At 47.5% G+C, this 18148-nt stretch carries 22 protein-coding genes; 18 read left to right on the top strand and 4 right to left on the bottom strand.

Going from position 1 to position 18148, the window contains the following annotated elements:
- The first annotated feature begins 52 nt into the window (after positions 1-52).
- From A1sIIB142_RS00990 to A1sIIB142_RS01000, 3 genes are read left to right on the top strand one after another with little or no spacing between them, the layout of a single operon-like run.
- Positions 53-1198, top strand: coding sequence for a Re/Si-specific NAD(P)(+) transhydrogenase subunit alpha (locus A1sIIB142_RS00990; protein ID WP_095693312.1), 1146 nt, complete (start codon positions 53-55; stop codon positions 1196-1198).
- The gene (locus tag A1sIIB142_RS00995; RefSeq protein WP_095693313.1) at positions 1198-1488 is read left to right on the top strand and encodes an NAD(P) transhydrogenase subunit alpha part 2; all 291 of its coding nucleotides are present in this window, start codon (positions 1198-1200) and stop codon (positions 1486-1488) included. The genes A1sIIB142_RS00990 and A1sIIB142_RS00995 overlap by 1 nt, the downstream gene beginning before the upstream one ends.
- On the top strand, positions 1485-2894 hold the full coding sequence (locus A1sIIB142_RS01000; RefSeq protein WP_095693314.1) for an NAD(P)(+) transhydrogenase (Re/Si-specific) subunit beta: 1410 nt from the start codon (positions 1485-1487) through the stop codon (positions 2892-2894). The genes A1sIIB142_RS00995 and A1sIIB142_RS01000 overlap by 4 nt, the downstream gene beginning before the upstream one ends.
- Positions 2895-2897: 3 nt before the next feature.
- Here A1sIIB142_RS01000 and A1sIIB142_RS01005 read toward each other — a convergent pair whose 3' ends face one another.
- Entirely contained in the window at positions 2898-3926 is a 1029-nt protein-coding gene (locus A1sIIB142_RS01005) for a pirin family protein (protein WP_095693315.1), read from the bottom strand.
- Between the two features lie 125 nt (positions 3927-4051).
- Between A1sIIB142_RS01005 and trhO the strand changes: the two genes are divergently transcribed.
- Genes trhO through A1sIIB142_RS01070 form a run of 13 tightly spaced genes read left to right on the top strand, consistent with a single transcriptional unit; the run spans position 4052 to position 13432 of the window.
- Positions 4052-4981: an oxygen-dependent tRNA uridine(34) hydroxylase TrhO gene (trhO, locus tag A1sIIB142_RS01010; RefSeq protein WP_095693316.1), complete on the top strand. Its 930-nt coding sequence runs from the start codon at positions 4052-4054 to the stop codon at positions 4979-4981.
- 52 nt (positions 4982-5033) lie between these two features.
- Complete coding sequence (locus A1sIIB142_RS01015) at positions 5034-5600, top strand: GNAT family N-acetyltransferase (RefSeq protein ID WP_095674400.1); 567 nt, start codon at positions 5034-5036, stop codon at positions 5598-5600.
- A 2-nt stretch (positions 5601-5602) separates the two neighbouring features.
- A complete protein-coding gene (locus A1sIIB142_RS01020; RefSeq protein ID WP_095693317.1) occupies positions 5603-5920 on the top strand; it encodes a hypothetical protein in 318 nt (105 codons plus the stop codon).
- A complete protein-coding gene (locus A1sIIB142_RS01025) occupies positions 5917-7689 on the top strand; it encodes a glycosyl hydrolase family 18 protein (RefSeq protein WP_095693318.1) in 1773 nt (590 codons plus the stop codon). Before A1sIIB142_RS01020 ends, A1sIIB142_RS01025 begins: the two co-directional genes overlap by 4 nt.
- On the top strand, positions 7689-7982 hold the full coding sequence (gene clpS, locus A1sIIB142_RS01030) for an ATP-dependent Clp protease adapter ClpS (RefSeq protein WP_095674403.1): 294 nt from the start codon (positions 7689-7691) through the stop codon (positions 7980-7982). Before A1sIIB142_RS01025 ends, clpS begins: the two co-directional genes overlap by 1 nt.
- The gene (locus A1sIIB142_RS01035) at positions 7979-8563 is read left to right on the top strand and encodes a DUF2017 domain-containing protein (RefSeq protein ID WP_095674404.1); all 585 of its coding nucleotides are present in this window, start codon (positions 7979-7981) and stop codon (positions 8561-8563) included. Before clpS ends, A1sIIB142_RS01035 begins: the two co-directional genes overlap by 4 nt.
- Before the next feature lie 24 nt (positions 8564-8587).
- On the top strand, positions 8588-9004 hold the full coding sequence (locus A1sIIB142_RS01040; protein WP_095693319.1) for a M67 family metallopeptidase: 417 nt from the start codon (positions 8588-8590) through the stop codon (positions 9002-9004).
- 46 nt (positions 9005-9050) lie between these two features.
- Entirely contained in the window at positions 9051-9323 is a 273-nt protein-coding gene (locus A1sIIB142_RS01045; protein WP_095674406.1) for a MoaD/ThiS family protein, read from the top strand.
- 2 nt (positions 9324-9325) lie between these two features.
- Complete coding sequence (locus tag A1sIIB142_RS01050) at positions 9326-10276, top strand: PLP-dependent cysteine synthase family protein (RefSeq protein WP_095693320.1); 951 nt, start codon at positions 9326-9328, stop codon at positions 10274-10276.
- A gap of 26 nt (positions 10277-10302) precedes the next feature.
- The gene (gene murI / locus A1sIIB142_RS01055) at positions 10303-11100 is read left to right on the top strand and encodes a glutamate racemase (RefSeq protein ID WP_095693321.1); all 798 of its coding nucleotides are present in this window, start codon (positions 10303-10305) and stop codon (positions 11098-11100) included.
- 56 nt (positions 11101-11156) lie between these two features.
- Entirely contained in the window at positions 11157-11882 is a 726-nt protein-coding gene (gene rph / locus A1sIIB142_RS01060; protein WP_095693322.1) for a ribonuclease PH, read from the top strand.
- On the top strand, positions 11883-12500 hold the full coding sequence (rdgB, locus tag A1sIIB142_RS01065) for an RdgB/HAM1 family non-canonical purine NTP pyrophosphatase (protein ID WP_095693323.1): 618 nt from the start codon (positions 11883-11885) through the stop codon (positions 12498-12500).
- Positions 12501-12550: 50 nt separating this feature from the next.
- Positions 12551-13432 carry a superantigen-like protein SSL4 gene (locus tag A1sIIB142_RS01070; protein WP_095693324.1) on the top strand — a complete coding sequence of 294 codons (882 nt, stop codon included), beginning with the start codon at positions 12551-12553 and terminating at the stop codon, positions 13430-13432.
- A gap of 42 nt (positions 13433-13474) precedes the next feature.
- Here A1sIIB142_RS01070 and A1sIIB142_RS01075 read toward each other — a convergent pair whose 3' ends face one another.
- From A1sIIB142_RS01075 to trhA, 3 genes are all read right to left on the bottom strand, one after another.
- Positions 13475-15220, bottom strand: a complete 1746-nt coding sequence (locus A1sIIB142_RS01075; RefSeq protein ID WP_095693325.1) for an acyltransferase family protein — start codon at positions 15218-15220, stop codon at positions 13475-13477.
- Positions 15221-15225: 5 nt separating this feature from the next.
- Positions 15226-16035, bottom strand: a complete 810-nt coding sequence (locus tag A1sIIB142_RS01080; protein ID WP_095693326.1) for a hypothetical protein — start codon at positions 16033-16035, stop codon at positions 15226-15228.
- Positions 16036-16120: 85 nt separating this feature from the next.
- The gene (trhA, locus tag A1sIIB142_RS01085) at positions 16121-16768 is read right to left on the bottom strand and encodes a PAQR family membrane homeostasis protein TrhA (protein ID WP_095693327.1); all 648 of its coding nucleotides are present in this window, start codon (positions 16766-16768) and stop codon (positions 16121-16123) included.
- A gap of 283 nt (positions 16769-17051) precedes the next feature.
- Between trhA and A1sIIB142_RS01090 the strand changes: the two genes are divergently transcribed.
- Positions 17052-17813, top strand: a complete 762-nt coding sequence (locus tag A1sIIB142_RS01090; RefSeq protein WP_095674415.1) for a bacteriorhodopsin-like — start codon at positions 17052-17054, stop codon at positions 17811-17813.
- A gap of 81 nt (positions 17814-17894) precedes the next feature.
- Positions 17895-18146: a hypothetical protein gene (locus A1sIIB142_RS01095; protein ID WP_223298168.1), complete on the top strand. Its 252-nt coding sequence runs from the start codon at positions 17895-17897 to the stop codon at positions 18144-18146.
- Positions 18147-18148: the final 2 nt, after the last annotated feature.

The following is an 18148-nucleotide window of genomic DNA, read 5'->3' on the forward strand; positions in this document are numbered from 1 at the left end:
TTCGTATTCTTTTGAGTGGCTGTTGCTCTGAGATACATGTATCTTTTCCCCCATGAGAGTTGCAGTCCCGAGAGAAATTAGAGATGGCGAGAAGCGCGTAGCGCTAGTCCCAGACATCATCAACAAATTAACCAAATTAGGTTATGAAGTTGTCATTGAATCTGGAGCGGGTGTTCATGCTCAAGCTACAGATGAGCTGTTCATCGCAGCAGGGGCAACAATCAAAAGTGGCAATGTCATTAGTGATGCCGACGTAGTTCTCTGCGTTACTTCACTAACCCCAGCACAGATCTCGTCCTTAAAAAAGGGCGCAGTCACCATCTCTTTCTTATCTCCAGTAACTGCCATAGATTCAATCGATGCAGCGGTCACAGCGGGTGTTACAGCTTTCTCACTTGAACTAGTCCCACGTATTTCACGTGCACAGTCAATGGATGCGCTGACATCTCAGGCACTCTGTGCTGGTTATCGAGCCGCACTCGTTGGCGCAGAACTTTCGCCGCGCTTTTTCCCAATGCTCATGACCGCCGCAGGAACTGTAACTCCCGCGCAAGTACTTGTTCTGGGTGCTGGTGTGGCAGGACTACAGGCAATTGCAACCGCTCGCCGACTTGGCGCCGTTGTATCTGCCTACGATGTTCGCCCATCTTCTGCTGATGAAGTGAAATCAATGGGCGCAACATTTATTGATTTGGAACTTGAGGCACTTGAAGGTGCTGGTGGTTATGCACGTGAAATGACGGAAGAGCGTGCAGCAAAGCAACGCGAACTCTTAACTCCATATATTGCCAAATCGCATCTTGTTATTACAACTGCTGCAGTTCCAGGACGAGCAGCACCGCGTTTGATGACTGCAGCCATGATTGATGCGATGGAGGCAGGAACAATCATCGTTGATCTCGCTGCTGAAACTGGTGGAAATGCTGAAGGTTCAAAACCGGGAGAGATTGTCACTACAGCCAAGGGTGTTCAGATTTGGGGCGGTAAAGATGTGCCGAGCCAGTTGCCGTTCCATGCTTCAAGTCTGTATTCACGTAACGTGGTCAATCTACTTACCTTGATGACAAGTGCTGCAAAGGATGGCGAGAAGGTAGCGCTAAATATTGACTTCACAGATGAAATTATTGATAAAGCCGCACTTACACATGCAGGTGCCAAGCACACACCTGGAGCTAGTGAAAAAGGAGGCAGCAACTAATGGATGCAATTGCCGTTATCTCAATCTTCACCCTTGCAGTATTCGTGGGGTTTGAAGTTGTTTCAAAGGTTTCATCAACGCTACACACGCCCCTGATGTCTGGCGCTAATGCAATTCATGGTGTCATCCTTGTCGGTGCAATCATCGTTGCAGATCACAGTGAAAATAACCTAGAGCTTGGACTCTCATTGGCCGCAATTGTTTTAGCAACAATCAATATGGTTGGTGGCTTTGTAGTTACCGATCGCATGCTTGAGATGTTCAAGCCCAAGAAGGGAGACCAGAAGTGAGTAGCACTCTCTATAGCTTGGTAGGTCTCGCTGCCGGTGTGGCATTTATCTTGGCACTGAAAGGACTCTCGCATCCAAAGACTGCACGCCGCGGTAACTTAATTGGTGCCTTTGGTGCAACAGTTGCGACTCTTTCAGTCTTTCTCTACGTCACCCCAAGCGGTGAAGGATCAGAATCGCACTCTCTGCCAATTCATAACTTGGGTTGGATCTTGGGTGCAATCGCAGTGGGTCTGATTATTGGAGTACCTGCGGCTCGCAAGGTCGAGATGACACAGATGCCACAGCTTGTCGCACTCTTTAATGGTGTGGGCGGTGGCGCTGCAGCACTTGTTGCAATCGTGGAGTACTTAAATCTTGGCGATAGCGCAACGACAGCAGAAGTAATCTTCACTGTATTCACAGTCGTTGTTGGCTGCGTATCTTTCAGCGGTTCCATCATTACATTTATGAAGCTACAAGAACTTATGACTACGCGCCCAGTGGTATTTCCTGGCGGAAGATTTGTTATCGCTGCCACCCTCGCTGCAGTACTTGGGGTCAGCGTCTGGGTTGTAATTGCCCTTGGAACAACTCCACTACTGGTTCTTGCAGTGCTCTCATTGCTCTTTGGTGTGCTCTTTGTACTCCCAGTGGGTGGTGCAGATGTACCTATCGTGATCTCACTGCTCAACGCATTCACAGGTCTGACTGTTGCAGCAAGTGGTTATGTGCTCTCATCAACACTTTTGATTATTGCTGGAACTCTTGTCGGTGCTTCAGGAACAATTCTGACTCGCTTGATGGCAGAAGCAATGGGACGCTCACTCTTTGGAACTCTCTTCGGTGCATTTACTGCAAAACCACAGGCAGCAACTGGCACAGCAGAAGAACGTCCAGTTCGCTCAGGATCTCCTGATGACGTTGCAATTCTTCTTAATTATGCCCGACGTGTAGTTATCGTTCCTGGCTTCGGACTTGCCGTTGCGCAGGCGCAACACACAGTGCGCGAACTTGCCGACCTTATGCTTTCAAAAGGTATTGATGTTGCATATGGAATTCACCCGGTAGCTGGTCGTATGCCAGGACATATGAACGTACTTCTTGCTGAAGCAAATGTTCCTTATGATCAATTAGCTGAAATGGATGAAGTCAATCCAACATTTGGTCAGACAGATGTCGCCATTGTTATTGGAGCAAATGACGTTGTGAATCCTGCAGCACAAACAACTCCAGGTTGCCCAATCTACGGAATGCCTATCTTGGAAGTAAATCACGCTGCCAACATCATCTTCCTGAAGCGCTCTATGCGCCCAGGATTTGCTGGCATCGAAAATGAACTTCTCTATGACCCAAAGACAATGCTTCTCTTCGGTGATGCCAAAGCATCGCTGACTAAAGTTGTCTCAGCACTGAAAGCGCTATAAGGGCTAGCTTTCTTGTAGGTCAGTTGGAGCGTTGTGCACATCCAAAATCTTGGTGCGGTTCATCGGACGCTTGGCATCGTCCTTGTATATCGCTGGAATTGAGCCAAGAAGGCCCTTCTGAAAATCTTCAAAGGCTTGCAGAACTTCACTCTTTGTATTCATCACAAAGGGACCCATCCAGGCAACAGGTTCTTTAATCGGTTGCCCGCCAAGAATGAAGAGCTCCAAGTTTGGAGAACGCGACTCTTGCTGGTTTGCAGCGCGAACAACAATGCAATCACCGTCACCGAAGACGGTGAGTTGACCCATTGAAATTGGACGCTGTTCATCTCCGACAAAACCCTGACCTGACATTGAGTAAACAAGTGCGTTGTAATCCTTGCGCCAAGGAAGTCTAAGTTCGGCACCAGGTGCAACGGTTGCGTGAATGAGAGTAATCGGAGTCTGGGTTGATCCTGGCCCAACGTGACCATCGAGTTCACCAGCAATAATTCGAATAAGTGATGCACCATCAGTTGATGTTAGAAGTGCGACATCTTTTGCTCGCACATCTTGGTATGCAGGAGGCGACCACTTCTTCACAGCAGGAAGATTTACCCAGAGTTGGAAGCCATGAAATAAACCGCCAGAGACCACTAAATGTTCTGGTGGAGTTTCGATGTGAAGAATTCCACCACCAGCTGTCATCCATTGTGTGTCGCCATCTGTAATCGATCCGCCGCCACCATTGGAATCTTTATGATCGAAGATGCCGTCAATAATGTATGTGACAGTTTCAAAACCACGGTGTGGATGCCACGGAGTACCTTTTGGTTCACCTGGCGCGTATTCAACTTCTCCCATTTGATCTAAATGAATGAAGGGATCTAACTCCGCAAGATCAACACCGGCAAATGCACGTCGAACAGGAAAACCTTCACCCTCAAATCCTTGCGGTGCAGTTGTAATGCTCTTGATACCTCGCGCACGCAAATGTGATGCATCGCTGATGCGAGGAAGAATTGTTATATCGCTAACGGTTACTGCCGGCATTGGTGCTCCTTTGAGATGAGCCAAATGTAGTTGAACTTTCAACTACATGCAACTCCGCCATTTTTTTGTGGCGTGGATGCGTAAGTCAGAGCGAAAATCGATGAGCCCTGTAAGCGGTCTAGAATATGGTCGTGAATAAGCATGCACCGAAGCTCAACAAAGTGGTTCTGTATTACGGCTTCACCCCTGTTGCAGATCCCGAGGCGATGCGTCTATGGCAGAAACAACTCTGCGAGTCTTTAAATCTCAAGGGTCGCATCTTGATTTCTCCTCATGGAATTAACGGAACTGTTGGCGGTGAGATGGCCGATGTGAAGAAGTATGTGCGCGAAACCCGTCGCTACCAAGGTTTCAAAAACATCACTTTTAAGTGGTCAGATGGAACTGGAAATGAGTTCCCTCGGCTTCGGGTGGTCGTCAAGGATGAACTCGTGGCTTTTGGGAACCCTGATGAAATAAAAGTTGACGAAAATGGTGTCATTGGCGGCGGAGTTCATCTTCGTCCAGAACAGGTAGAAGAACTTGTCAAAGAGCGCGGCGATGAAGTTGTCTTCTTTGATGGAAGAAATGCGTATGAAGCAAAAATTGGCAAGTTCAAAAATGCAGTTGTTCCAGATGTTGAGTCTTCCCGCGACTTCGTCAAGGAAATTGAAAGCGGAAAATACGATTATTTAAAAGATAAGCCGGTTGTTACTTACTGTACTGGTGGCATCCGATGCGAAATTCTCTCTGTTGTCATGAAAAACCGAGGATTTAACGAGGTCTATCAAATAGATGGTGGCATTGTGAAGTATGGCGATCGCTTCGGCGATGAGGCCTCTTGGGAAGGTTCGCTCTATATTTTTGATGATCGCATCTCTATGGATTTTTCAGATAAGGCAAAAGTCATCGGAGAATGCGATAAGTGCAAAGCTCCAACCAAGGATTTTCGAAACTGCAACACAGCATCTTGTCATCAGTTGATTTTGCTCTGCGATAACTGTGCAGCGCTACCATCTAATTTAAGTTGCACCCACGACCAGAGTCGTCACCGCGATTCTGAATTGATTGGCTAACACTTCAAGCGTACTTACCCTGATTGACTTACCTCTGCCATAAGATTGAGTAATGATTTGGTGGCCGGCGCAGATACCAACTCTTTCGCATGGACTGATTACCCTTCGTCCAAGCACTGAGGAAGATGTTGATGCGATTTTTAAGGCCTGCCAGGACCCGCTCATTCCAGCATTTACGACAGTGCCTTCGAACTACACGATTGATCACGCAATCGAATTTGTGCGCAATGTTCCCTTTGCTTTTGCAGAGCGCCGCGAAATGTTATTCATTATTGATTACGGAAATGGTGCTGATAAGAAATTTGCTGGAGAGATCTCACTTCATTCGGTCAATATTCGAAACCACACAGCTGAGATTGGTTACTGGATTGATTCCACTCAGCGCAGCAAGGGAATAGGCACTACCGCCACACAAATGATTACCGAACTTGGATTACGTGAAATTGGATTCAAGCGGATTGAAGCACTGGTTGATGTTGATAACCACGCATCTCAGAAGTTGTTAATTAGCGCAGGCTATGAAAAAGAAGGAATCATGCGCAAGAAAGTCACCCGCGAGGATCGCGGGCAGATAGATATGGCACTCTTTGCGGCAACCGATTCAACATGGGGGAGGTAGATATGGAATCACTTGTCCTACTTGTCTCTGTCTTAGTTTCCGTAGTTTTATTCAGTGCACCTATTTCAATTCTCCTCTCAAGCCGAAAAGCGCGATCGCTGACTAGCAATCTGGTGGCAAAGATTCTGCGTCGAGCTTTGATGGCCTTTGTCAGCGCTTTGGGTTCTGTTTTTTCCTTCATCTTTATCATCAGCCCAATCCCTATGTTGCTGAAGATAATTTCACTGGCAGCTCTGCTTCTGAACATCTGGTCGGTCGACCGTGAATACGGTGGGCGATTGATGACTCGCTTTAAATCTATATTTGGAAAATCGGCATGAAGAAGTTTTCGCGCGTGGGTCTCATATTTACTCTTTTATTCTCACTTCTTGCCAGCACCCCTTTTCTGCCTACTACACACGCCCAAGAGAATGTGCCACGCAAGATTCTTACCGGATGGATCCCTTATTACTCAATGAAAACAGCGCTTCCAGATGTGCTCAACAATGTAGATCTCATTAAAGAGGTAATGCCCTTCTGGTACACACTTAAATACAACGGGAAGACTAAGGCCCCCGAAATTACCGACCTTTACGCACCGGCAAATCCAAGTGTCCCGATTTCGGTTCCCCTGACCGCACTTCGCAATGCCAATCTTCAGATTATTCCTACGATTACCGATGGAACCAGTGAAGGTGTTCTCGCAGGATTACTTAAGAGCCCGACATCTCGCACACAAGTAGTCAATGCAATTGTGAATCTAGTGCGTGTCAATAACTACGATGGAATTGATCTTGATTTTGAAGGATTCGCATTTGTTGATAAAAACACAACCTGGAAGGCCACTGCTCCGCTATGGACCGCATTTGTCAAAGAGTTAAGCGTTGCACTGCATGCGGAAGAGAAGCTTCTCTCGGTAACTACTCCTTATGTGTTAAATCCTGCAGATAAGCAGAAGGGTTATTACGTATACGCCTGGGCTGCAATCGCGGATTCAATCGACAAATTGCGCATCATGACATACGACTATTCGCCAGCAAGAGTTGGTCCACAGGGACCAATTACGTGGGCTGAACGAACAGTGCAATATGCGATTTCAATCATGCCCGCATCGAAGGTGTTTGTGGGCGTCCCTGGCTATGGGCGAGACTGGGTAACGGCTGTTTCGGGAGTATGCCCAGCAAACGTTGCTAATTCAGTAAAGGTGGGAGCGAAAGCTGCAACATTCGTGATGCGTGATGCGCAATCACTTGCAGCTACTTATGGGGCAACACCAACCTATAACGAGCAGTTTGGTGAGGTCACTTTTACTTATCAAAAAGTTTATAACGGAACCACAGCCGGCGGGCTCGCGACAACTTGCACAGCATCGCGCACAGCGTGGTATCAAGACAATCGCAGTTGGGCGCTTCGAGCCGCACTTGTTACCAAATACCGCATAGGTGGAATAACAGCGTGGACATTTGGCATGGAAGAGCCACTCGCAATGGAAGCTATTCGAACAGTTGCAAAATCAATCGCTCCAGATCAAGTCAACGTTGTGACATCAGTTGATAAGAGTGAGATGAGCTATGGAACGCCATTCACAATTACTGGACAATTGAGCATTAAAGATAAGTCGCCTATTGCCAATCTTGCTGTCCGAGTCGAAGGAAAGTCTGTGGGTGAAAGCACCTGGCGCACCTTGGCAAATGCAATCACAGATGCGGAAGGCAACTTTGAAAAGTCATTGATTCTCGGCAAATCAACGTTAATCCGTGTTTATTCAGATGCAACGTGGGATAGGAGTGAAGGTCTTTCAGTTGAGATCCCAATCACCATCAGTAGACAGATAAATCTGAGCGCCCCAACGACTGCTAAGTCTGGAACACAATTCCAGATTAGTGGCAATGTGCTTCCTCGCAGCGCTGATGCCATGGTGACCCTCGAGAAACTAACCGGGAAAGAGTGGCAATCTATTACTGAAACTGTACTCACTGATGCTCAAGGTAACTTTGTCATCACGGTCGCACCACAAAATCGTGGCGTGTATACCTTGCGAACCGCTGTGAGCGAAGATGCAAATTGGGCTGCCTTAACAAGTCAAACATTTAATATCATTATCCGGTGATGGTGAAAACGGCAGATAAGGTCGAGGAAGAGATTCGCGCAATCTTTTCTAGTGATACGCCATGGGTCACCATTGTTTGGGATGACCCAGTTAACTTGCAGACCTATGTCACCTATGTGTTTATGGAACTTTTCAACTATTCCAAAGCTCGCGCCACTGAGTTAATGCTGCAAGTTCATAATGAAGGCAAAGCTATTGTTTCCACAGGAAGTCGAGAAGAGATGGAACATGATGTCGCGCGCCTACATGAATATGGATTGTGGGCCACATTGCAACGCGGTGATCAGCTGTGACCGCTACGGAAGGTTTTAAGCGCCACGGGGATCATTCATACGTTGCACAATTTGCTGACAGTGAGAAAGAAGTGCTCCTGAATTTATGTGAACAAATAATTGAACTTTTAGCAGAGCGTACAGACCATGGAAATGATGATCCACTGGCTGCAATGGTTGGAATTACATCCCATGATTCTCCACCCGAAGATGACGTGCTGCACCGTCTCTTGCCTAATGCATATGCCGATTCTGTCGATTCATCTGAATTTCGCAGATATACCGAATCAACTCTTCGCGCCAAGAAGCAGGCACATGCAGTTGTGATGCGCATACATTTAAAATCATCAGAGGATGGCACTATTGATTTAGATCACGACAATGCCAATGCCTGGCTTGGCGCGATAAACGATATTCGATTGGCACTGGGTGTGCGCCTTAAGGTGGAGAGTAATTCCAATGAACATCTTGAAATTCTCGCACCCGATGATCCGCTTCGAGGTGTCTATGCTGTCTACACCTGGCTAGGTTGGTTACAAGAAAGTCTTCTCTCAGCCCTGATTGATGATGCAGATTCGAAATCGCAACCTGAGAATTCTTAAGATGACTTCTTGTAAGATACACACATGACTCTAGAAATCTCTCGCACATTAGTTGATGCGATTCTTGAACAATCACGCGTTGAATATCCAGATGAATGCTGTGGCGTGATCTTGGGGCCAGTGGGTTCAGATAAAGCTATTCGGCATAAGCCAATGATCAATGCAGCACATTCGCCTACTTTTTATGAGTTTGATCCAAAAGATCTTTTAGCACTTTACCGCGAGGTCGATGAGAATGATGAAGAGATTGTTGTTATCTATCATTCGCATACAGAGACAGAGGCTTATCCCTCTCGAACCGATATCGCCTACGCCGGCGAACCGGGTGCACACTACGTATTGGTTTCTACCCGCAAAGAGATTGCAACAACTCCAGAATTCCGTTCATATCGCATCATTGATGGGGTAGTGACCGAAGAGCCGGTCACCATTCTCGAGTAGGAATTCTCGATTAGAGATAGCGCCGATTTTTCGACATAATTACGCCATGGCTATTGAAGTTCGCATCCCAACGATATTGCGCCCCTATACAAAAGATCAGAAAACAGTAGAGGCTCAAGGCGTAACCCTTGCTCTCATTATTAGCGACCTTGATGCAAACTTTGCAGGAATGGGTGAGCGACTACTAGAAGATGGCGCACTACGTCGCTTCATCAATATTTATATCAATGATGAAGATGTACGTTTCTTAGGTGGACTCGAGGCTCCGGTTAAGGATGGAGACTCCATCACAATTTTGCCTGCTGTCGCTGGTGGCTAAATTTGGCACGATATGACTCACTCGAATCATCGGTAGGAAACACACCTCTTATCGGTTTACCTCGTCTTTCTCCAGCACCAAATGTTCGTTTGTGGGCAAAGATGGAAGACCGAAACCCCACTGGTTCAATTAAAGATCGCACAGCTATATCAATGATTGAAGCTGCAGAACGTGATGGTCTCTTAAAACCCGGCGCAACAATCCTTGAACCAACTAGTGGTAACACGGGAATCTCACTTGCAATGGCTGCCAAAGTTCGTGGATATAAATTGATTTGCGTGATGCCAGAGAACACCAGCCCAGAACGCAGGCAGTTACTGGAGATGTGGGGCTCTGAAATCATTTCTTCACCAGCAGCTGGTGGTTCTAATGAAGCTGTGCGCGTTGCTAAAGAAATTGCGGCAAAGAATCCTGATTACGTTTTCCTCTATCAATATGGCAACCCTGCAAATACCGCGGCGCACTATAACGGCACCGGACCTGAACTGTTTAGAGATTTACCAACTATTACACACTTTGTTGCCGGCCTTGGAACAACGGGAACACTTATGGGAGCAGGGCGTTACTTGCGCGAGAAGAACCCTGACGTGCAAATTATTGCCGCCGAACCTCGATATGGTGAATTGGTCTATGGACTTCGCAATATTGATGAAGGCTTTGTCCCTGAGCTTTATGATGCATCAATTCTCACTCGACGATTCTCAGTAGGCGCCGAAGATTCCGTGAGGCGCGTTCGCGAACTCTTGGAAGTCGAAGGAATTTTTGCTGGTATTTCAACGGGTGCGATATTGCATGCAGCTATTGCTATGGGCCAAGAAGCAATCGCTGCAAAGCGTGATGCCGATATTGCATTTATCGTCTGCGATGCTGGCTGGAAATACTTATCGACCGGCATTTACGGCTCACAGGTCGAATCCGCAACCGAGGGACTCGACGGCACTCTTTGGGCTTAATCCGTTCTCGCCGTTAGACTCATCCCATGAGTTCTGCGCCAATCGGTATCCTCGATTCTGGTGTTGGCGGTTTAACGGTTGCTAGAGCAATTCTTGATCAATTACCCAATGAATCCACTTTATATATAGGTGACACAGCGCGCGGACCATATGGTCCTAGGCCTCTGGCAGAAGTTCGCGACTTCGCTCTAGAAACTCTAGATTTCCTCGTTGAACAAGGAGTCAAAGCCCTCGTTATTGCATGCAATACCGCAAGTGCTGCCATGTTGCGCGATGCAAGAGAGCGATATTCGATACCAGTTATTGAGGTAATTCAACCGGCTGTTCGTCGAGCCGTTGCTGCAACACGATCAGGTCGAGTTGGAGTTATTGGAACTCGAGCAACAATTGAATCAAGGGCATATCTCGATGCCTTTGCCGCTGCTCCGCAATTAAGAATTGAATCTATTGCTTGCCCGCTCTTTGTGGAGTTTGTAGAGCGCGGTGAAACCTCTGGAGAAGCAATCACAAAAATTGCTCGTGAGTATCTCAAGCCAATGATTGATGCCGACATCGACACATTAGTCTTAGGTTGCACCCACTACCCACTTCTTACTGGCGTCATTTCATATGTTATGGGTAACGATGTTTCCCTCGTTTCAAGTGCCGAAGAAACTGCAAAGGATCTATACCGAGTATTGGTAGAGAATAATTTGCTACGGGGCGGTTCTGAGAGCCCATCCACTCATAAGTTCCTAGCCACAGGAGATGCCCAAGCATTTGAATTACTTGCACGACGCTTCCTAGGGCCAGAAGTTGGTTCGGTGCAGCACCAAGATTTGTGAGCAATAAATTTTAATTCTAGCTTTATCCGCAGAACTAATAGAGAACGAGGAATGTAATGGCACGCAACGATGGACGCACAGTAGATCAACTCCGCGATATCAAGATTACTCGTGGCTGGTTGGATCACGCCGAAGGTTCAGTACTTGTTGAATTCGGAAAGACTCGCGTGCTCTGCGTTGCATCTTTCACTCCGGGCGTTCCTCGCTGGTTAAAAGATTCAGGTAACGGATGGGTCACCTCTGAGTATTCAATGCTGCCTAGAGCTACGCATACACGCTCTGATCGTGAGAGCGTGAAAGGAAAACTAGGGGGTCGCACACAAGAGATTTCGCGCCTAGTTGGCCGCTCATTGCGTGGAATTGTTGATATGAAAGAGCTTGGCGAAAACACAATCGTTATCGATTGTGATGTGCTGCAAGCCGATGGCGGAACTCGCACAGCTGCAATCACTGGTGCATATGTTGCACTGGCAGATGCAATTGCATGGGCTCAAAAAGAAGGTCATGTAAAGGCAAGTGCAAAACCACTTGCGGACTCAGTAGCTGCGGTCAGCGTTGGAATTGTCGATGGCGTTCCGATGCTTGATATCTGTTATGAAGAAGATGTGCGGGCAGAGACAGATATGAATGTTGTGTGCGCCGGTGATGGAAGATTTATCGAAGTCCAGGGCACTGCAGAAGGGGCACCATTTGATCGTGCACTGCTTGACTCTTTACTCAATCTTGCTGTAGCTGGGTGCGCCGAACTCACCAAATTGCAGAAACAAGCACTCGCTCGCTAAATGCCACACACGTTATTACTTGCCACTCGCAACAGCGGAAAGATTGAAGAGTTTCGCAGAATTCTTGAGGCTATTGCACCCGGGGCAATCAACCTTGTCGGCCTTGATCAATTTCCAGATCTTGCCGATGTCATTGAAGACGGCGTAACTTTCGAGGAAAATGCGCTCAAGAAGGCTCGAGAAATGTCGATAGCAACAGGGCTTCCTGCAATAGCCGATGACAGTGGACTCTGTGTTGATCACTTAAATGGTGACCCAGGAATTTTCTCTGCGCGATGGGCAGGTTCTCATGGTGATGATGCGGCGAATACGAGAAGAGTTCTAGAACAAATGCGAGATGTTCCGGATGAGGAAAGAGGAGCGCACTTCACCTGCGTCGCTGCCCTCTATCTGCCTGATGGCAGAAGCCACTCTGAAGAGGCAGAGTTCCACGGCTCAATTTTGCGTGCACCAGTGGGTGAATTTGGATTCGGGTATGACCCCATATTTTTACCCCATGGTTTCGCGCAGTCGAGTGCGCAAATGAGCGCAGAAACCAAGGATGCAATCAGTCATCGGGGAAAATCGCTTCGAGCCATTGCACCGCATGTGATTACATTGCTTGAAAACCTGGGTTAAACTTTTCCCCTATCCATCATCTTTGAACGACAACCATCTAGGAGATTACAGTGGCAGTAAAGAAGAAGTCAGCAGCGAAGAAAGCTGCGCCAAAGAAGTCAACCGCTAAGAAGAGCACAGCTAAAAAGTCTCCTGCGAAAAAGAGCGCAGCGAAGAAGAGTGCGCCTAAGAGAGCAGTCAAGAAGGCTGTTGTAAAGAAGAAGACTGCGAAGAAGGTTGCCAAGAAGTCAACCGCAAAGAAGTCAACAGCGAAGAAGACGGTAAAGAAGTCTGCTGCGCGCAAAAAGATTGCATCACAGGTTGTCATTCCGCCAGTTCCACCAGTTGGTGGATCTCGTGTAAATGTTTCAACAACCCCATCACCTGCTGCGCCACGTACTTCAGCAGCAAGTGCTACGCCAGCGGCTGCTTCAAAGCCAGCGACGAGTCCGAACAGCAAGTCGTCATCAAAGGCCCTCTTTGCAGTTCTACTTGGAATTCTCTTAGTAGGAGCAATCGTTATTACTAATTCAAATAAAGATAGCGATGAGATGGCAACTGAAACACCTGCAGCAACAGAATCTTCAGCACCTGAGGAAACACCTGCAGCAACAGAATCTGCAGCACCTGAGGAAACACCAGTTGTAACAGATCCTGCTAACGCAACAGGTGAGGCACCATCACGTTTCATTGGAAACTGGAAGGACAGCTCAAAGTCTGTCATGGTCATTACTTGGAAAGCACCAGCTGGAGAAGTAAAGGGTTACTCAATAGAGACTCGTGCAAACCTCGGTGAGTGGAAAGTTGTATCAGAGGTTTCTGCAACAACATATGCTGCAGAGTTTGCTAAGACTGCAACTGAAGGTTCAACCTCATTCCGCGTATCAGCTGTCTACCCAGATGGTTCACTCGGAGTTGCAGTTCCATTCGGCTTTGCCGGTCAGTTCGAATAAAAGTTATTGGAAAAACCCCGACCATAATTGGTCGGGGTTTTTTCATTTCAAATACTTGAGAATTTCTCCAACATAGACTGCAACACCTGTCGGCACTAAGTGAATTCCATCGGGTGCAAAGTATTCGGGATGGCCCATAGAAATTGAATTCCAATCAATTAGCGTGACTGTGGAATATTGTTGGGCAACCTCGGCAACTAATGCATTGTTCCCATCTCGCCAAGGTCTTGATACTGCAGTATTGACCACAATCACTTGCGGCTGGTCTTTCACAAGCTCGAATATTGCCTGCACATCATCACGATTTAATACTCCGTTGTTGCCTAGGTTAAAAATCACCGGTGAATTGCCCACTTGAGCCTTATCACTTTGCATGACCTCTAATAGTTCAGGCGCCTGTCGTCCAATTCGGGCATTCATCACCGATATTGGCTTTTGCGCACCAAGTGAGGAGCGAATTCCCAAGATGACCGAATCACCTGTCACCCAGAGCCCATCTGATGCCGGGGCACTGATTGAAATTTCTGGAGCGGTGAGAGCTTTCTCAATCGCAGCGCGTTGTTCATTGCCTATAGAGACTGCGCGAACGCTGACAACAGTAGCAAGTGCAAGTACAACAACGAAAACAGCTGCAAAGGTACGTGTTTGTCGCGAGCGTTCTTTTCTAGTTCTGTATTTAAGTCCTTTAAGCCAAAGTTTGAGAGCTCCTCGACGAATTGGCTGTTCCACATATCGCAAAGAAATATCAGCTAGCGCAAAGACAATAAGAATACGAAGTGCATAAAGCGCCCACATCTGACCAGCTAGATCAACGCTTGGGCGAGTAACTTGGAAAATTATCCAATGCCATAAATACATCGCATATGAACGTTGACCAATCCACACCAGAATAGGATTTTGCAGAATCGGTGCGAAGCGAGATGCCGGATGAACGACAGACATAATTATTGAGGCTCCGAAGAGTCCAGCAAGCGGGAAGGCAATTTTATATAAGGTCGGTTTGGATTCATCAATGAGTAAAAAAGTTGCGATGATTCCAATAAAACCAAAGACACCAATTCCGTCGATGAAGTCCTGAGCCTTCTTACTGACATTGATCGTGAAATTCTGTGGAATCCAACTCACGGCAAGTGCTGCACCTAAGAACAATCCAATGCTGTGCGTATCCGTTCCGAAGTACACATGGCTGACTTTCGAGGCATTTGAGGCATCGAGTGAGAATGAAACAAGAAGCAGCGTGATACCGGAGGCTGCGGCAATAACAAGTGCGGCAATTGGTATCCGACTTTTACCTAATCGCTTAAGAATAAAGTAGAGGATGAGCGGCCAAAGAAGATAAAACTGTGCCTCAACTGCAAGTGACCATGTGTGCTGAAGAAGAGGCGGCCTGCCGATACTTTCGAAATAATCTTGGTGACGCGCTACCAGCCACCAATTCATAGTGCCTGTGAGTGAAAATGGCATATCTGTGAGAAGTCGCTTGATGGTATCGGGCGCCCAAATACCAATTGCAATCGTTGTCGTGGTGACGGTAAAGATAAGGGCTGGCAGCAATCGCCGAGCTCGCGCAAGGTAAAAGCCGCGTAGATCAAGACCACCGCTCTGCTCAATAGAATCAAGGAGCAAGCGCGTTATTACATATCCAGAGATGACAAAGAAGAGATCAACACCGAGAAATCCACCCGGAATCCAATTAAAGCCCAGGTGATAAAGCATCACCGCAATTACTGCCAGTGCACGAAGCCCATCGATTGCAGGGATGTATTGGATACCGCGATTGGCAGCCATATCAATTACTTGCGCTTAGTAGCAGATTTCTTAACAGGGCGCTTTGCAGCAGATTTTTTAGTACGTTTAGGTGCGCTAATAGCCGCTCGTGTGCGCTTACTCTCCACGGCAATAGGAGCAGAACTTTTAATAGTTCCATCTTCATTTATTGCACTAGCAACTACATCGCTCATCTTACTTAAGCGAGCAAAGGCAGAATCTAATCGGTCACGAGATTGTGCGATTGCACTCTCGGCAGCAGATAACGCTTGAGTTTGCGAGCGATAGAGACGTTCAGTATCTGTGATGATCTCGGCAAGCCATGCTCGATACTCATTGACGTTCTCAGATGCTTCACCGATTACTCTCTCGGCTTCACGACGCGCAGCTGTGGCAAGTGCAGCAGCTTCGCGGCGTTTACTCTCCATAACTAGATCTGCCTCACGACTTGCCTCACGAATCAGTTCGGCTGCCTCAAGTTCAGCTACGGAAATATATTTACGCCCTCGAGTTTCAGCTCCAGCCAGGACGCTTCGTGCCTTGTTCTCAGCACCCTCAAGAACATCTTTAGCGGTACGTGATGATTCAGAAATGACACGGTCGGCAGTGGAAAGTGCCTTTGCCTCGCGAGCTTGCGCTGATTTGATCATCGCCATTGCTGTTTCGGTGGCAAGGATTTCAAACTCTTCCCTAGTAAGACCAGTGATGTCGCGACGTGAACGTAGATCAGCTAATTGAGACTCAAGATCACGAATGCGATCAACCGGGTTGGCAATAGGTTCACGATCGGTTTCTTCACGGAAACCCACCCAGTTGCGGAAATTCTTCTCTGCCATTGTGAGAACTCTCATTCGCGGTATCGAATCGGATATTTATCACCAGGCTCTACGCCCCGTGAGAGACCTAGATTAGGGCATTGCGCTACTTTCGGTAAATGGCGAAAGAGACCGCTAGGTACTGCGAAATCCATGCCGCAAGCACAAAGATGTGAAAAAGCTCGTGGAAACCAAAGTACTTGGCGTTGCGCCCCGGCAATTTCAAGGCGTAAAAAATCGCCCCGATGGAGTAGAGAAGTCCCCCGATAAGAATAGGAATTAACACCCATAAACCACCCTCGCGATAAAGCTGGGGGGTATAGATGATGGCAACCCATCCGAGTACTAAGTAGTTGGCAACATAGAGCCAACGCGGTGCGCCCACCCAAAAAACGCGGATGGCGACGCCAAATATTGCGCCAATCCAAATCACTGCCAGCAAAATATTTCTATCGCGGTTATCAAGCAGAGCAACGGCAAAAGGGGTGTAGGAACCAGCGATCAGTAGATTGATATTGGCATGATCCCAGCGGCGCCATATCTTCTTCTTCCTAGGCACCCATGGCACGCGGTGATACACGGCCGAAACGCTAAAGAGCATGATTGCCGTGATGGAGTAGAGCGCGACAGCAAACCGCAAGGATTCACGGCTGAGAATAAAGAGAACGAGTGAAGCGATGATGACTACCGGGGTGGCACCGAGGTGAAACCAACCGCGCAGTTTGGGAGGCCGGACTTCGGGATCGGCACTCATAGTAGGAAGCCTAGGGCTTTTATCGGCAATCTACTTACCCACCAGTAATGCAGGGCTAGCTGGGAGGGTGAGCGGTAAATTATGGATTTATTTTACTAAATCACGCTCAGAAGCCTTAAAAAAATGCGAAACACTTGCACGTAAGGGGGTGCGTATTCGCCCGGTTTGGCGCACAATATTGTCTGTCGGTGGTCGCTGGGGTTCCTCGAGGATTCCAATTGCCATATCCCGAACGTGCGGACCGCCCGGTCTGCATAGATAAGCACTCACGGAGGCTTAATACATGTCAGTAACACTCGACAGCAACCAATGGAACCTCGTTTATAACGTATTTTCATTCGGTTTGATCTCAATGATCGCATGCACAATCTATACCCTCGTATCACAGTCACGCGTACTTCCTAAGTACCGTAACGCTCTTGTAATGTCATCAATGGTTACATTCATTGCTGGCTACCACTACTGGCGTATCTTCAACTCATTTGGCGAGTCATCAGAAGGCATGATGGTTAACGTTTCAGGTGAGCAGGGCGCATTCAACGAGGCATACCGCTACGTTGACTGGCTTCTAACTGTTCCACTACTTCTAGTTGAAGTTATTGCTGTATTGGCACTTGCTAAGGAACTTTCAAAGTCACTTATCACTCGCCTTGTACCAGCTTCAGCTGCGATGATCGCACTTGGTTACCCAGGTGAAATTTCATCAGACCAGAACACACAGGTTCTTTACGGTGTTCTTTCAACAATCCCATTCATCTACATCCTCTACGTACTATTCGTAGAGCTTGGTAAGTCACTCGATCGCCAGCCAGCTGGCGTTGCTGAGACAGTTGGACGTCTACGTCTGCTTCTCATCGCAACATGGGGTGTTTACCCAATCGCGTACATCTTCAACATCGTTGGTGATGCTTCAGCATCATCATTCGTAACTGTTCAGGTTGGATACACAATCGCAGACGTTCTTGCGAAGTGCGTATTCGGTCTAACAATCTTGAAGATCGCTCGCATGAAGTCACATGCTGAAGGCATGCCAGCAGATCACTAATTACTCATACTAATTAGGGAAGGGCGTCGGGAAACCGGCGCCCTTCTGCTTTCCCAGCACAACCTGCATTACTATCAAGGCATGAACATTGCACGAGTAAATAATTTCCGAATGGGCGCTTATGCCGCCCTCGCTATTGGCCTCATCAATCTGCGATATCAAACTGGGGCTGATGGCAATCTTCTTAAGAGCTTCGTTTTATTTGGACCAGGACTTGCACTACTTCTCATTTCATTCACACAGCCCGGCAAAATGTGGCTACAAAGCAAGACCGCTGCAGCGATCGGAATCGTATGCGGCGGCCTGCTTCTTGCTTACAGTTTTTTAATCTAGTT

It is taken from the genome of Candidatus Planktophila versatilis, from assembly GCF_002288345.1.
Lineage (GTDB): Bacteria > Actinomycetota > Actinomycetes > Nanopelagicales > Nanopelagicaceae > Planktophila > Planktophila versatilis_A.

What these genes read in the sequence shown, in the direction of transcription:
- murI (WP_095693321.1), top strand. Translation starts at nt 10,303, where the DNA reads ATGAGTTCTGCGCCAATCGGTATCCTCGATTCTGGTGTTGGCGGTTTA.
- A1sIIB142_RS01005 (WP_095693315.1), bottom strand. Translation starts at nt 3,926, where the DNA reads ATGCCGGCAGTAACCGTTAGCGATATAACAATTCTTCCTCGCATCAGC.
- A1sIIB142_RS00995 (WP_095693313.1), top strand. Translation starts at nt 1,198, where the DNA reads ATGGATGCAATTGCCGTTATCTCAATCTTCACCCTTGCAGTATTCGTG.
- A1sIIB142_RS01080 (WP_095693326.1), bottom strand. Translation starts at nt 16,035, where the DNA reads ATGGCAGAGAAGAATTTCCGCAACTGGGTGGGTTTCCGTGAAGAAACC.
- A1sIIB142_RS01015 (WP_095674400.1), top strand. Translation starts at nt 5,034, where the DNA reads ATGATTTGGTGGCCGGCGCAGATACCAACTCTTTCGCATGGACTGATT.
- trhA (WP_095693327.1), bottom strand. Translation starts at nt 16,768, where the DNA reads ATGAGTGCCGATCCCGAAGTCCGGCCTCCCAAACTGCGCGGTTGGTTT.
- A1sIIB142_RS01095 (WP_223298168.1), top strand. Translation starts at nt 17,895, where the DNA reads ATGAACATTGCACGAGTAAATAATTTCCGAATGGGCGCTTATGCCGCC.
- A1sIIB142_RS01045 (WP_095674406.1), top strand. Translation starts at nt 9,051, where the DNA reads ATGGCTATTGAAGTTCGCATCCCAACGATATTGCGCCCCTATACAAAA.
- A1sIIB142_RS01020 (WP_095693317.1), top strand. Translation starts at nt 5,603, where the DNA reads ATGGAATCACTTGTCCTACTTGTCTCTGTCTTAGTTTCCGTAGTTTTA.
- A1sIIB142_RS01090 (WP_095674415.1), top strand. Translation starts at nt 17,052, where the DNA reads ATGTCAGTAACACTCGACAGCAACCAATGGAACCTCGTTTATAACGTA.
- clpS (WP_095674403.1), top strand. Translation starts at nt 7,689, where the DNA reads ATGGTGAAAACGGCAGATAAGGTCGAGGAAGAGATTCGCGCAATCTTT.
- A1sIIB142_RS01025 (WP_095693318.1), top strand. Translation starts at nt 5,917, where the DNA reads ATGAAGAAGTTTTCGCGCGTGGGTCTCATATTTACTCTTTTATTCTCA.
- A1sIIB142_RS00990 (WP_095693312.1), top strand. Translation starts at nt 53, where the DNA reads ATGAGAGTTGCAGTCCCGAGAGAAATTAGAGATGGCGAGAAGCGCGTA.
- rph (WP_095693322.1), top strand. Translation starts at nt 11,157, where the DNA reads ATGGCACGCAACGATGGACGCACAGTAGATCAACTCCGCGATATCAAG.
- A1sIIB142_RS01075 (WP_095693325.1), bottom strand. Translation starts at nt 15,220, where the DNA reads ATGGCTGCCAATCGCGGTATCCAATACATCCCTGCAATCGATGGGCTT.
- rdgB (WP_095693323.1), top strand. Translation starts at nt 11,883, where the DNA reads ATGCCACACACGTTATTACTTGCCACTCGCAACAGCGGAAAGATTGAA.
- A1sIIB142_RS01040 (WP_095693319.1), top strand. Translation starts at nt 8,588, where the DNA reads ATGACTCTAGAAATCTCTCGCACATTAGTTGATGCGATTCTTGAACAA.
- trhO (WP_095693316.1), top strand. Translation starts at nt 4,052, where the DNA reads ATGGTCGTGAATAAGCATGCACCGAAGCTCAACAAAGTGGTTCTGTAT.